We start from the raw sequence: 12324 nt of genomic DNA, 5'->3' as shown, positions 1-12324 counted from the left end.
CGGTCGAAGCCGCCGCGTCAGGGAACTTCGCGGCGGTCGAGGCCGACGCGTCACGCCACTTCGCGGCGGTCGAAGCCGACGCGTCAAGCCACTTCGCGGCGGTCAGTAACCGTGACCGAGCGGTCGGCGGTCTCGACCGTCGTGCGTATCGTCACCCAGCCGCCGCGGTCCCGTATCGCGAGGGCGTCTTCGAGGGGCAGTTCCACCCGGTGTGTCGTCTCGTAGGTCTCGCCGGCCCCGATGCGCTCCACTCGCTCGATACCCTGCCAGCGGACCTCGCCGCCGGTATCGTTGCCGGCGTAGAGTCTCGTGGTGATGGTGACGTCGCTCGCGGCCGTGGACTGCTCGTTCGTCACCGTCGAGGTCACGTTGCGACACAGCATCCCGCAGTTCTCGACCTCGCGGGTCTCGAGGGTGAACAGCCGACTCTCGTTTGTCACCGTCGTGGGGGCTGCCGTCGCGCTGGGCGTGGGCACCGCGGCGGATTCGGTCGCGACACCAGCCTCGTCGACCGTGAACAGTCCGAACAGGCCGGTCAGCGCCACGCCGGCGGTCACGAGCAAGAGTACACCGACCGCAGCGAGGAGCGCGACGACCGGCCAGTCGTCGGCCATCAGCGCCGCCCCTCGTCACCGGTCGTTGCTGACCCCGGCGTCCCGTCGCCTGCGAGCGGGCGCCCGAACGATACGACGTCGACAGCGACGCGTTGTCCCTCCATCGATGAGAGACAGTACAACTGGCCGTCATATCAATAAACGGAGATTGGAAATAAGCTGGTACGTATCTTACCTCCGGTCTGGTAGTAATCGTGGCGGAAGTCGCACAGACGGACCACGACGGTGGTTCCGTGACAGCGCCGGTCACTCGTGCTGTGCCCGATGGCATTATCTTGTCGTCAATCCTACACCGGTGTATGAATCACCACAGCCGCAGTGGCGCCGGGGCCGTCGAGGTGTGCCGATGAGTCTACTCGGTCGGCTCTCATTCACTATCCGCTCGAAGCTGTCGGCGCTGTTGAACCGGGCGTCGGACCCCGGGGCCGAACTCGACTACTCCTACGAGCAGTTACGCGACGAACTCCAGAACGTCACGCGTGGTATCGCCGACGTGACGACCCAGAAGAAGCGACTGGAGATTCACCGTCGACGGCTCCGCGAGAACGTCGAGAAGTACGACGGGCAAGCCAGAGAGGCCATGCGTCAGGACCGCGAGGACCTCGCTCGGCGCGCCCTGGAGAAGAAACAGGCCCACGTCTCCCAGATTACCGAACTCAGCGAGCAGATAGCGAACCTCCAGACGACCCAGGACGGACTGGTCGGCAAGCGCGCCGAGCTATCGAGCCAGATAGAGCAGTTCCGCACGCGCAAGGAGACGGTCAAGGCCCGGTACGAGGCCGCCGAAGCGTCGGCCCGCGTCTCGGAGGCGTTCACCGGCGTCGGCGAGACGATGGACGACGTGGGCCGGGCGATGGAGCGGGCCACCGAGCGCACCGAACGGATGGAGGCCCGCGCCGCGGCCCTGGAGGAACTGGAGGAGACCGGCCAGCTGGAGAACGTCCTCGAAGAGGGCGACGACATCGACCGGGAGCTGAACCGGCTCTCGACCGAGCGCTCCGTGGAGAACGAACTCGACACGCTGCGGGCGGAAGTTGAGGGCCAGCGCGCGACCGAGACGGCCGACTGACGCTGTCGGCTCCCGCCGGTCGCTACTCGTGGTGGGTCGGCGCGGCCGCCTCGACGACCTCGCAGGCCAGCCGCTCGAAGTCGGCCCGCTCGGGGACGATATCGACTGGAATGCCGGCCGCCTCGGCCGTTTCCTTCGTGGGTTCTCCGATAGTGCCGACGGTCACGTCGTGCATTCCTTCGAGCGTCTCGGTTCGCACACCTCGCTCCTCGGCCGCATCGAGGAAGTGTTCGACGGTGAGCGAGGAGGTGAAGAGCGCGGCGTCGAGGTCGCCGTCGGCGGCTATTTCGGCCGACTCGCCGGATTCCGGCGGCCGGACGAGTCGGTAGAGGACGGTCTCGTGGACGTAGGCGCCGGCGGCTTCGAGTCCGTCGGTCAGCACGGCCGACCCGTGGTCCGAACGGGCGACCTCGACGCGGGCGCCGACCACGTCGTCGGCGAGCGCCTCGACCAGTCCCGCAGAAGAGAACTCCTCGGGGACGACGTCGACGGCGTAGCCCGCCTCGCGCAGCGCCGCGGCGGTCGACTCACCGATGGCACAGACCGTCGCCTCGCCGGGGTCCCACCCGGCCTCGGCCGCCAGTTCGACGCCGGTCTTGCTGGTCAGGACGACGAAGTCACAGTCCTCCCGGGGCGCCGCGTCGGCGGGTTCGACGGCGAGCATCGGGTCGGGGACCGGGTCCGCCCCCAGCGACTCCAGCAGTTCGACCGCGTCGGCCAGTCGCTCGTCGTCGGGTCGGAACACCGCGACCCGCAGCCGCGGCGCCTCGCGCATCAGGCCCCCTCCAGGAACTCGACGACCCGCTCGCGCTCGCCGGCGACCTCGCCGATGACGGTGATGGCGGGCGGTTCGATGCCCTCGCTGTCGCGCACGTCGACGATGGTGTCGAGGGTGCCCGTCGCGACGCGCTGGTCGGGCCAGGTCGCCCGCTCGACGAGCGCCACGGGCGTCTCGGGGTCCATGCCGTATTTGAGCAGTTCGCCGGTGTAGCCGGGCAACTTGCCGACGCCCATCAGGACGACGATGGTCCCGCCGGTGTCGGCGAGGGCCTCCCAGTCGACGGCCGACTCGTCTTTCGTCGGGTCCTCGTGGCCCGTGACGAAAGAGACCGAGGAGACGTAGTCGCGGTGAGTGACGGGGATGCCCGCCGCCTCCGGCCCGGCGATGGCGCTCGTGATGCCGGGGACGACTTCGAACGGGATGCCGTTGTCCGCCAGGTGGACCATCTCCTCGCCGCCGCGGCCGAAGACGGTCGGGTCGCCGCCCTTGAGCCGGACGACAGTCTTTCCCTCCTGGGCAGTTTCGACCAGTCGCCTGTTGGTGTACTCCTGGGGCGTCCACTCGCCGCCGGCCCGCTTGCCCACGTCCTCGCGTTTCGCCTCGGGAATCATCCCCAGGATCTCCGGGCCCGGGAGCTTGTCGTGCAGCACCACGTCGGCCTCCGCCAGCAGGCGCTTTGCCTTCACCGTCAGCAGTTCCGGGTCGCCGGGTCCGGAGCCCACGAGATACACCTTGCCGACTGTCGAGCCGTCATTTCCTTCGTGTGCATCGTCTTCCGTGTCGTCGCTCATTCGTCTTCCTCCCGGGCCGTCGCGGCGTCGTCGTCGGCGTCCCCGGTGTCCCGGCGCGCGGCCTGGATGAGGTCGTCCGCGCCCCGGTCGGCGAGTTCGGCGGCGAGCTCCTGGGCGGCGGAGATGTGCCGTTCGACGGGGAGGTCACGGGAGACCTGGATGGTCTCCGTGCCGTCCTGGGAGAGCACCCGAACGACGGTTCGGACGACGCCGCCGGCGAGTCGGCCGTGGATGCCGATGGGTGCGACACAGCCGCCACCCAGTTCCGCCAGAATCGTGCGTTCGACGGTCGTCTCGACGCGGGTCCGGTCGTCGTCGAGGCGCTCGTGGATGTCCTCGGCGAGGGCGCCGTCGACGGCCGTCACCGCCAGGGCGCCCTGACCCGGCGCCGGGACGAACCGCTCCGGGTCGAGCGTGGCGGTGCCGACGTGATAGGTCAGGCCGGTACGGTCGAGTCCGGCTTTCGCCAGCACGATGGCATCGTACTCCGTGTCGGGCTCGCGTTCGAGCGCGCGCCGTTCCAGTTCGGCGAGGCCGTTGAACCACGCCTCGACGTCTTGCTCGTAGGGGAACTCGTAGTCGCTGTCGTCGTCCCCCGCCTGGCCCTTCCGCTCCTGTTCGGCCTCGTGGCGCTCCTGATGTTCGGCCTGGAGCGACGGCGCGAGTAGCTTCTCGAGACGGGTGTCGACGTTGCCCCGGAGCGGCTCGACGACGAGGTCGGGCCGCTCGGCGAGCAACTGGGCCTTCCGGCGCAGGCTCGACGTGCCGACGACGCTCCCCTCGGGCAGGTCCTCGAGCCCGACGCCGTCGGGCGTGACCAGCACGTCCTCGGCTGCCCCGCGCTCGGGGACCCCGGCGACGACCAGTTCGTCGGGCCGCTCGGTCGGCATGTCCTTCATCGAGTGGACGGCGGCGTCGAGTTCGCCGGCGAGTACCTTCTCGTCTAGGCTGTGGACGAACGCGCCGGTCTTGCCCAGTCGGTGGATGAGTTCGTCGGTGAGCTGGTCCCCCGTCGTCTCTACTTCGGCGAGTTCGACCGTGAGTCGTCGGCTCGCGAGCGAATCGCGAACCGTGGCGGCCTGGCGAAGGGCGAGGTCGGAGCCGCGTGTCGCGAGTCGCAGCGTGTCCCCGGATGTGTCCATACCCCACCTTCGAGTGGCCGCTGTGAAAAGCACATCACTTCAGACGGATTAGCGTCGCTACGTACGGGTGATTACCACGGTTCGTCTTTCAGCCCGACCCAGTAGGCACCGACGTTCGTCACGATGTGCAACAGCGGCGTGAGGACGAGCACGACCACCAGCATCGGCGCCGTGAACGTCACTTCGGTCCAGGCGGGCGCGAGTACCCAGACGCAGGCCAGCGCGCCGACGACGAAGTCTAGCTGGTCCAGCCCGGGGAAGGCCGCCCCTCGTTGTCGGCCGGTCCGGCGCTTGAGGAACGAGGCTGCGATGTCGCCCAGCATCGCGCCGAAGGCCAGAGCGAACCCGGCGACGAGGGGGAACTCGGGCAGCGGGGTACCGAGGATATCGCTCATCGTCGGCGCGACGGCAGTCAGGCCCACGGCTACGGCGGTGCCGGCCGCCGTTCCGACGGCGGTGCCTCGCCACGTCTTCCCGTCGCCGAGGACGCGGCGTTCGCCCAGGTTCCGACCGCCGTCTATCGGTTTGCCGCCGCCCGCCAGCACGGCGACGTTGTTGGGCACGTACGCGGGCAACATCGCCCAGAGCGCCGTGAGGACGACGCCGACTAGCTCCATACCCGCGGCGTCACGTGGCGCTGTCTTAATCCATGTGACTTCGGTCCGAAACACGGGGCCACGGCAACACTCTTCAGTAGTGAACGGCAAATATTACCTATGTTGCCGCCAGTCGCCCGCCGGTTCGTGGCCGGGGAGTCGGCCGCCTCGGTGCTGGACCACGCCAGACGGGAGAACGACCGCGGGGTCGGGGTCATCTGCAACCTGCTTGGCGAACACCACCGCGAGCGAGCGTCCGCCGACGCCGACACGGTGGCGTACGAACGGCTCGTCGCGGACATCGGCGCGAGCGACCTCCGGGCGTGTATCTCCGTCAAGCCCTCGCAGCTCGGGCTCTCCGTCGACGAGGACGTCTTCCGGGCAAACCTCGCCCGGGTCGTCGCCGCTGGGGCCGACCACGGCGTGTTCGTCTGGGTCGACATGGAGGACCACACTACCGTCGACGCGACGCTCGACACGTTCGAGGAGTACGTCCGCGACAACGACGGCGGGATGGGCCTGTGTCTCCAGTCGAACCTCCGGCGGACGGCGGGAGACCTCGAACGGTTGGCCGACTGTCCAGGGAAAGTAAGGCTCGTCAAGGGCGCGTACGACCCGCCCGAGTCGGTCGCCTACGGGGAGCAGTCACAGGTCGACGACGCGTACCGCGAGGACCTGGCGTTCATGTTCCGCGAGTTCGACGACGGCGTCGCCGTCGGCAGTCACGACCCCGAGATGCTGACGCTCGCGGCGGACCTCCACGCGAAACACGGGACCCCCTACGAGGTCCAGATGCTGATGGGCGTCCGGGAGCGGGCCCAGTACGACCTCGCCGGGGCCTGTGACGTCTGGCAGTACGCCCCCTACGGCACCTCGTGGCCCGCCTACTTCTGGCGGCGGGTACGAGAACGCAAAGGGAACGCGCTCTTCGCGCTGCGGGCCATCGCGGGCGGGTAGAAAGGGAAGGGCTCATAATCTGTCACTGTCAGGTGGGGATATGGCCTCGGGTTCGTCGTGGAAGCGGGACTTCGCAAGCGGTCTCATCATCCTGTTGCCGATACTCGTCACGACGTACGTCATCGTCTACCTCTACAGCATCCTCGCCTCGGCCTCGGGTATCGTCCCCGCCATCAGGCCCGAGTTGCTCCTGGCGCTTGGCGTCCCCGAGGACGCCGTCACTATGCGCACCGTCGAGTTCGCCCGCGTCTTCGTCGCGATGGTCCTGTTCATCCTCATCGTCTTCTCCGTGGGCTATCTGATGCGGACGGCCTTTGGCGACTTCGTGGAACAGAGCCTCGACGACGCGATGAATCAGGTCCCCGGGTTGCGCGTGGTGTACAACGCCTCGAAGATGGCGGTCGAAACCGCCGTCTCGGGGACGGACGAACTCCAGACGCCGGTGAAACTCGAAGTGTGGGACGGGCTGCGGATGACGGCGTTCAAGACCGGGCAGACGACCGACGACGGCCGTGACGTGCTCTTTCTCCCGACTGCACCGAACATCACCACGGGGTTCGTCATCGAGGTCGAACCCCACGAGTACGAGGAGACCGACGAGCGCGTCGAGGACGCGCTGACGCGTATCCTCTCGGCGGGCTTTGGCGATACGGACAAGGGACAGCAGACGATTCCGATACCGAGCGAGGACGACTAGACGTAGCGGAACCACTCCTCGCGGTCGCCCGACGCCAACATCTCGAAGAAGGCCGTCTGGATATCGTCGGTGACCGGCCCCTTCGTCCCCGCGCCGATTTCGTTGTCGTCGACGCTGCGGATGGGCGTGACCTCCGCGGCGGTACCGGTGAAAAACAGTTCGTCGGCGGTGTAGAGCTCACCCCGCGAGATGGTCGCGTCGTCGTGGACCACGTAGCCCATGTCCTCGGCCAGTTCGATGGCCGTCTGGCGGGTGATGCCGTCGAGGATGGACTCGGCCAGCCCGGTGGTGTAAATCTCGCCGTCGCGCACGAGGAAGATGTTCTCGCCGGGACCCTCCGCGACGTTGCCCTCCTTGTTGAGGACGATGGCCTCCTCGTAGCCGTTGGCCTTGGCCTCCTGGGAGGCGAGTACGCTGTTGACGTAGGTGCCCGTCGTCTTGGCGTTGGTCGGAATCTGGCTGGAGGCGTACTTGCGCCAGGAGGAGACGGCCACGTCGACGCCCTCCTCTAAGGCCTCGTCGCCCAGATACGCGCCCCAGGGCCACACCGCCAGCGCGACCTGCACCGGCGACTTGCCGGGGTTCAGCCCCAGGGGCCCGTAGCCATAGAAGGCGATGGGGCGGATGTAACAGGACTGGAGGCCCTCCCGGCGGATGAGTTCCTCCGTCGCCTCGGTGAGTTCGGCCTTCGAGAACGGGATGTCGATGTCGTACACCGCGCCGGAGTCGAAAAAGCGGTCGAGGTGTTCCTCCCAGCGGAAGATGGCCGGCCCCTCCTCGGTCTCGTAGCAGCGGACCCCCTCGAAGACGCCGGTGCCGTAGTGGAGCGCGTGGGTGAGGACGTGAATCTGTGCGTCCTCGAAGTCGACGAACTCCCCGTCGAGCCATATCTCGTCGACGCCCTCGAACATCTCCGGGCGACCGCTCATGCTGTCGCCCCCGGCGTCTCTCGATGACTGCCCTCGGTACCGGCGAACGGCTCGTCGCGTGTCATACCTACCCCATTGAATTCCTCGGTTAAGAGTGTTGACGGTCCGTGTCGCCCGTTCACAATGGCGCCGTCACGGGCGATTCAGTTGCTGCCGTCGCCGTCGCCGCCGTCACCGTTTCCGCCGTTCCCGTTCGCGCCGTCGCCCTCGTCGCCGTTGCCGCCATTCCCGTCGCCGCCGTTCCCGTTCGCGCCGTCGCCCTCGTCGCCGTTGCCGCCATTCCCGTCGCCGCCGTTCGCGCCGTCCGCTTCCTCCCCGTTACCACCCTCGTCTCCGTTTGCACCGTCGCCCCCGTCACCGTTCGCTCCGTCACCACCGTCTGCACCGTCGCCCGCAGCGCCATCGCCACCGTCCGTGCCGTCGCCGTTGCCGCTGTCGCCACCCGCGTCGCCGTTCGCCCCGTCTACCGGGGTATCACCGCCGCCGTCCGCTGCCGTCGTCCCGTCGCCGGGCGTGTCGTCACCGCCGGCCGGTTCCGCCGTCCCGTCGTCGGCGGGCGTGTCCGTATCACCGTCGGGCGAACCCGGTGCGGGCGTGTCGGTCGCCGTCGGCGTCTCGGTCGCCGTCGGCGTCGGCGTCTCGGTCGGCGTCGTGTTGTTGGGAGTTATCGGCGTCGTCGGCGTCGTCGGCGTCGTGTTGTTTGGCGTCGGTGTCGGCGTCGTGTTGTTTGGCGTCGGTGTCGGCGTCGGTTCCGCCACACAGATTGTCGTCGTCACCGTCGACTGTTCCGGCGTCGTCCCGTTCTGTCCGGAAGTGCCGGTCCGAGTATCGGTTCCCGTGCCGTCCGTCGACTCGACGATTGGGATGGTGACCGTTCGGGGGACCGTACCCGGCGGGCAGTCGACGTCGTCGCCGTCGGCGCCGTCTGCACCGCCACCAGCACCGCCGCCGCCGCCACCGCCGTCCCCACCGTCAGCGCAGGTCCCGGCGGTAATGAGCAGCGGTTCGGTGAGGTCGAGCCCGGTCCGCGTGACGGTGGTGCCGTTCGAGAGGGCCTCCCATCGTTCGACGGTGCCGTTCGTGGCGTTGGACAGCGCCGCGGCGTCGTTGAACGCCGGTCGCACGACCACGGTCGAGTCCGCGTTCAGCCCGGAGTAGACGCCGCCGTCGGTGGCCGCGCCCGACCAGACCCAGTCGACGACGGACCGGCTGTCGGTGACGTTCCAGTTGTCGGCGCTGGAGGTGTCGTCGTAGTCGTCGTCACGGACCGTCCAGTTCCCGTCGGCGGGGAGCCCGGTGATGTCGAACGTGGCCGCGCCGCCGGTCGAGTTCCGGTTGCCCTCCGCGCCGTGGACGAAGACGAGACTCACCGTGTCGTCGCCCGCCGCGCTCGTCCCGCCGGTGTCGGTGTAGAGGAAGACGACGCTCGTGTTCGCCCGCTGGAGGTCTCTCGTCCCCTCGGAGCCGAACGCGTCGCCCGTCGCGTTGGCGGAGGGGTTGTTCGCGAACTGGGCCGGGAGGCGGTAGTCGTAGAACGCGCGCGCCGATTGGTCGCCGGTGAACGAGGTCAGCGGGACACACTCGCCGTCCTGTACGGCGACGTACGACGGCGCGTCTGCCTGCTGTGCCGTGACGATACCGGTCAGCGGGACCAGGGCCACGGTGAGGACCACGACCAGTGTCAGGGCCGGTCGAACCGACCGCCGGGTGGGAGCTGTCGCCATACCGGTACTCCCGAACAGCGTGTGATTGTTATTTCCGCGGTAGCGAACCTCTCCGGGGCGCAAGTCGGACTTACACCACTGGGTTCGGGCCCTCGACCCGGCCGAGAAACGGGCCGTCGTGTGGCAACGAGTCACAGGGCCGACTTACGGGCGAGTAACTGGTGTCGCACAGCGGTGCAGCTACCGGTTGTCGGTCACAGTTTGCCGGCCGCTCGACCGTCGCAGAAAAAAGAAACCGAAAACGGTCGGCCGTTAGCCGAGTCCGGGGACGAGTACCTCCGACCCGTCGTCGGTCTCGTTGCCGTCCGTCGTGTTGTCCGGCGTAGCCGTCGCGTTGCCCGTCGTGGTCGTCGTGTTGTCCGGCGTGGCCGTCGCGTTGCCGTTCGTCGCGTTACCGCCCGTTTCGTTGACGACGGTGATAGCCGCGTCGTCGGTCACCGGCGTCCCGTTGACCGTGTAGGGGCCGTCGTCGGTGCCGTTGCTGCTGACGAAGGCGTAGCTCTGGTCACCGGTCGTCTCCTCGTGGGGCATCGCGATGAGCGTCTGGTTCTCGGTTAGCTCCGACTCGTTGAAGCTGGCGCCCGGAACGTCGTAGAGGTTCACGGTGACGTTCTCGTAGCTGCCGGCTTCGAGGTAGTCGGAGACGCCGACGACGCTGCCGACGGCGTCACCGTCGAGCAGGCTGTCGTTGTGGATGGCGACGTAGCCGTCGCGGGGCACGGTCACGTTCTGGACCGTGACGGACGTGCCGTTGCTCTCCTGGTCGTCGAAGGAGACCGTCGCGTTCCCGTCCGTGGCGTTCGTCGCGTTGTCAGTGGTGGCGCCGTCAGCGGTGTCACCACAGGTGCCAGCCGCGATCTGGAGGCTCTCGTTGAGGTCCAGGTCGGTCCGGGTGACGTTGTCGCTGTCGTTCGAGAGGACCTGCCACGTCTCGACGGTGCCGTTGCCGTTCTGACCGAACAGCGCGGCGTCCTCGTTGAACGCCGGGTCGACAGTGACGTTGGTGTCGTTGTCGATATCGGAGTAGACACCGCCGTCGGTGGCCGCCTCCGACCAGATCCAGTCGACGTTCGACGTGGTGTCGGTGACGGTCCAGTTGTCGGCGCTGGAGGTGTCGTTGTAGTCGTCGTCGCGGACCGTCCAGTCACCGTCCGCCGGCAGGCCGGTGATGTTGAACGTGGCCGCGCCGCCCGTGGAGCTGTCGTTGGCCTCCTGCCCGTGGATGAAGACGAGATACGTGCTGTTGTCCGTGGTGTCGGTGTACAGGAAGACGATGCTGCCGTTTGGCTCCTGGAGGTCTAGGGTCCCCTCGGAACCGAAGGCGCTCCCCGTCGCGTTGGCGTAGGGGTTGTCAGCGTACTCCGCCGGGAGGCGGTAGTCGTAGTACTCGATCGCGGACTCGTTGTCCGAGAACGACGTGATCGGGGTGCACTCGTCGCCCTGGATGGCGACGTAGGACTGGTTCCCCGTCGTCGTTGCGTTGCCCGCCGTCCCTGCCTGCTGTGCGGCGCCGAGCCCGCTCAACGGCACCAGAGCGAGACTCAGAACGACCGCCAGTGTGGCGAGTCGGCGATACGATGCTCGATAGTTGTTGGAATCCGGTTCCATACGGACGACACCCTGTCGCAAATACGGTTTGTTATTGTCGCCGTAGTGACCAGTAAGCTCAGTCCAGTCAGACCGCCGTCGGCGACAAACTGGGCTTATCGGTCCGAGCGCGTGTAGTCACGGTGGCGTGGAATCGCCGGAAAACGCCGTCGAACAGGCGCGTGCGTCGGTACGGGCGAGTTATAGCGCGTCGATGAGACTCCCCTCGAACTCGCTGAGCGCGTCCCAGCTGTACGCTCCCGTGACCCGGACGGTCCCGCCGTCGGTGGTGACCGAGCGGTCCGCCGCCGCCGAACCTACCGACTCCGTCGCCGCCTCCAAGTCGAGACTAGCGGCCTCGGGGAACCGCATGACGCCGCTCGCGGGCTGGGGTTCGTCGCCGTTGTCGAGGTCGATTCGGAACACGGCACCGGTCGCCGCGCCGAAACCCTCCGTCGGAAGGGAGACCGGACTGGACGACGCCCGCTCGCCGGTCAGCGTCTCCACGGTGCCGTCGGGCGCGTACCCGCAGGCGAGGCTCCCGGTGGCGTCCGCGTTCGCGAGCAGCGAGGCGAACCCGTCGTCGGCCTCGTGTTTCGGCGGTCGGGCGCCGGCCCGCGTGTCGACGATATCGCGGAGACGCTCGGGCGACTCGGCGTCGACGGTCGGCGGCGTGAACACGACCGCGTCGGTCGTGAGCCCGGCGCGCGTGCCGTCGGGGTTGGCGATGACGGCCCGGTCCTCGGCCTCGAACTCGACGCGGCCGGCCCCGTCCTCGGCGTCCGCTATCGCGCTCTCCAGGTCGACCGGGAGCTCCAGCACGCCCACCGTACCGACGGTCAGTGCCCGCCGCACTCCGGACGTGTCGAGCCGCTGTGATTCGAAGCCGAAGTCGGCGATCGGCAGCTCGGACCCTGCCAGTAGCCCCGACTCGCCTGCCACCACGCTCAGTTCGAGCAGCGACCCGACGTACGCGGCCGTCATGGAACTGTACCGGAGCGGGTCACGCACCGTCTCGGGCGGGCTGCCGACCCGGTGGCCCGACTCGACCTGGAGGTCGAACGTCGTCAGCAACACCAGGTCGGCGGTGTCCGGGACGAAGTTCGCGTACGGCGGAAGGTCTCCGGTCTCCGTCTGCTGGGGCTCGACGGGCGTTCCGGTAGCCGTGGCCGTCGTCGTCGCAGTCCGCTCCCCGCCGTCGCTGGAACAGCCGGCCAGCCCGCCGACGGCGGCGAGACCGAGTGTTCCCAAGACCTGTCGACGGGAGGGGCGAGCACACATGGAACCCACAATTGCGGACGAACGGCAAATAAGTATTCATCTAACAGGTCAGTGATGGGTGCTCGTCAGGCAGACCTCGCGACTCGGGACGCAGAGATGGCCCCAGTGGTCAGTTCGTCACGCCGTACAGTCCAATACATTGAAGTCTAGCCGCGA

The 12324-nt window shown here is 68.0% G+C and carries 12 protein-coding genes; 3 read left to right on the top strand and 9 right to left on the bottom strand.

All coding sequences use genetic code 11. The features are described from left to right. Positions 1 to 83: 83 nt before the first annotated feature. The gene (locus NDI86_RS08390; protein ID WP_310899966.1) at positions 84 to 614 is read right to left on the bottom strand and encodes a hypothetical protein; all 531 of its coding nucleotides are present in this window, start codon (positions 612 to 614) and stop codon (positions 84 to 86) included. Positions 615 to 960: 346 nt separating this feature from the next. Between NDI86_RS08390 and NDI86_RS08385 the strand changes: the two genes are divergently transcribed. Further along, positions 961 to 1683 (top strand): PspA/IM30 family protein, encoded by a 723-nt coding sequence (locus NDI86_RS08385; protein ID WP_310899965.1) that lies wholly within the window; start codon positions 961 to 963, stop codon positions 1681 to 1683. 22 nt (positions 1684 to 1705) lie between these two features. Here the strand turns inward: NDI86_RS08385 and NDI86_RS08380 are convergent, their stop codons facing one another. From NDI86_RS08380 to NDI86_RS08365, 4 genes are all read right to left on the bottom strand, one after another. Next, complete coding sequence (locus NDI86_RS08380; protein ID WP_310899964.1) at positions 1706 to 2458, bottom strand: uroporphyrinogen-III synthase; 753 nt, start codon at positions 2456 to 2458, stop codon at positions 1706 to 1708. Further along, positions 2458 to 3255, bottom strand: coding sequence for a uroporphyrinogen-III C-methyltransferase (gene cobA, locus NDI86_RS08375; protein ID WP_310899963.1), 798 nt, complete (start codon positions 3253 to 3255; stop codon positions 2458 to 2460). The genes NDI86_RS08380 and cobA overlap by 1 nt, the downstream gene beginning before the upstream one ends. Next, positions 3252 to 4397 carry a hydroxymethylbilane synthase gene (gene hemC, locus NDI86_RS08370; RefSeq protein WP_310899962.1) on the bottom strand — a complete coding sequence of 382 codons (1146 nt, stop codon included), beginning with the start codon at positions 4395 to 4397 and terminating at the stop codon, positions 3252 to 3254. Before hemC ends, cobA begins: the two co-directional genes overlap by 4 nt. A gap of 71 nt (positions 4398 to 4468) precedes the next feature. Next, entirely contained in the window at positions 4469 to 5014 is a 546-nt protein-coding gene (locus tag NDI86_RS08365; RefSeq protein WP_310899961.1) for a CDP-2,3-bis-(O-geranylgeranyl)-sn-glycerol synthase, read from the bottom strand. A gap of 99 nt (positions 5015 to 5113) precedes the next feature. Here NDI86_RS08365 and NDI86_RS08360 point away from each other — a divergent pair, with 99 nt between their 5' ends. Continuing rightward, positions 5114 to 5950, top strand: coding sequence for a proline dehydrogenase family protein (locus tag NDI86_RS08360; protein WP_310899960.1), 837 nt, complete (start codon positions 5114 to 5116; stop codon positions 5948 to 5950). Positions 5951 to 5990: 40 nt separating this feature from the next. Next, positions 5991 to 6647 (top strand): DUF502 domain-containing protein, encoded by a 657-nt coding sequence (locus NDI86_RS08355; RefSeq protein ID WP_310899959.1) that lies wholly within the window; start codon positions 5991 to 5993, stop codon positions 6645 to 6647. On the opposite strand, the gene NDI86_RS08350 is transcribed toward NDI86_RS08355, so the two are convergent. The 4 genes from NDI86_RS08350 to NDI86_RS08335 all read right to left on the bottom strand — a co-directional run bounded on the left by NDI86_RS08350 (position 6644) and on the right by NDI86_RS08335 (position 12138). Further along, positions 6644 to 7576, bottom strand: coding sequence for a branched-chain amino acid transaminase (locus NDI86_RS08350; protein WP_310899958.1), 933 nt, complete (start codon positions 7574 to 7576; stop codon positions 6644 to 6646). The two genes, NDI86_RS08355 and NDI86_RS08350, sit on opposite strands and share 4 nt — an antisense overlap. A gap of 143 nt (positions 7577 to 7719) precedes the next feature. After that, complete coding sequence (locus NDI86_RS08345; RefSeq protein WP_310899957.1) at positions 7720 to 9300, bottom strand: hypothetical protein; 1581 nt, start codon at positions 9298 to 9300, stop codon at positions 7720 to 7722. 252 nt (positions 9301 to 9552) lie between these two features. Then, the gene (locus tag NDI86_RS08340) at positions 9553 to 10908 is read right to left on the bottom strand and encodes a DUF7282 domain-containing protein (RefSeq protein ID WP_310899956.1); all 1356 of its coding nucleotides are present in this window, start codon (positions 10906 to 10908) and stop codon (positions 9553 to 9555) included. Positions 10909 to 11088: 180 nt separating this feature from the next. Further along, entirely contained in the window at positions 11089 to 12138 is a 1050-nt protein-coding gene (locus NDI86_RS08335; protein WP_310899955.1) for a hypothetical protein, read from the bottom strand. Between the last annotated feature and the right edge of the window lie 186 nt (positions 12139 to 12324).

Source organism: Haloarcula onubensis (assembly GCF_031624605.1).
Taxonomy (GTDB): Archaea; Halobacteriota; Halobacteria; order Halobacteriales; family Haloarculaceae; genus Haloarcula; species Haloarcula onubensis.
This window is presented reverse-complemented; position numbering and strand designations above follow the sequence as displayed.

What these genes read in the sequence shown, in the direction of transcription:
- NDI86_RS08365 (WP_310899961.1), bottom strand. Translation starts at nt 5,014, where the DNA reads ATGGAGCTAGTCGGCGTCGTCCTCACGGCGCTCTGGGCGATGTTGCCC.
- NDI86_RS08340 (WP_310899956.1), bottom strand. Translation starts at nt 10,908, where the DNA reads ATGGAACCGGATTCCAACAACTATCGAGCATCGTATCGCCGACTCGCC.
- NDI86_RS08380 (WP_310899964.1), bottom strand. Translation starts at nt 2,458, where the DNA reads ATGCGCGAGGCGCCGCGGCTGCGGGTCGCGGTGTTCCGACCCGACGAC.
- NDI86_RS08355 (WP_310899959.1), top strand. Translation starts at nt 5,991, where the DNA reads ATGGCCTCGGGTTCGTCGTGGAAGCGGGACTTCGCAAGCGGTCTCATC.
- NDI86_RS08385 (WP_310899965.1), top strand. Translation starts at nt 961, where the DNA reads ATGAGTCTACTCGGTCGGCTCTCATTCACTATCCGCTCGAAGCTGTCG.
- NDI86_RS08390 (WP_310899966.1), bottom strand. Translation starts at nt 614, where the DNA reads ATGGCCGACGACTGGCCGGTCGTCGCGCTCCTCGCTGCGGTCGGTGTA.
- NDI86_RS08345 (WP_310899957.1), bottom strand. Translation starts at nt 9,300, where the DNA reads ATGGCGACAGCTCCCACCCGGCGGTCGGTTCGACCGGCCCTGACACTG.
- NDI86_RS08360 (WP_310899960.1), top strand. Translation starts at nt 5,114, where the DNA reads ATGTTGCCGCCAGTCGCCCGCCGGTTCGTGGCCGGGGAGTCGGCCGCC.
- NDI86_RS08350 (WP_310899958.1), bottom strand. Translation starts at nt 7,576, where the DNA reads ATGAGCGGTCGCCCGGAGATGTTCGAGGGCGTCGACGAGATATGGCTC.
- hemC (WP_310899962.1), bottom strand. Translation starts at nt 4,397, where the DNA reads ATGGACACATCCGGGGACACGCTGCGACTCGCGACACGCGGCTCCGAC.
- cobA (WP_310899963.1), bottom strand. Translation starts at nt 3,255, where the DNA reads ATGAGCGACGACACGGAAGACGATGCACACGAAGGAAATGACGGCTCG.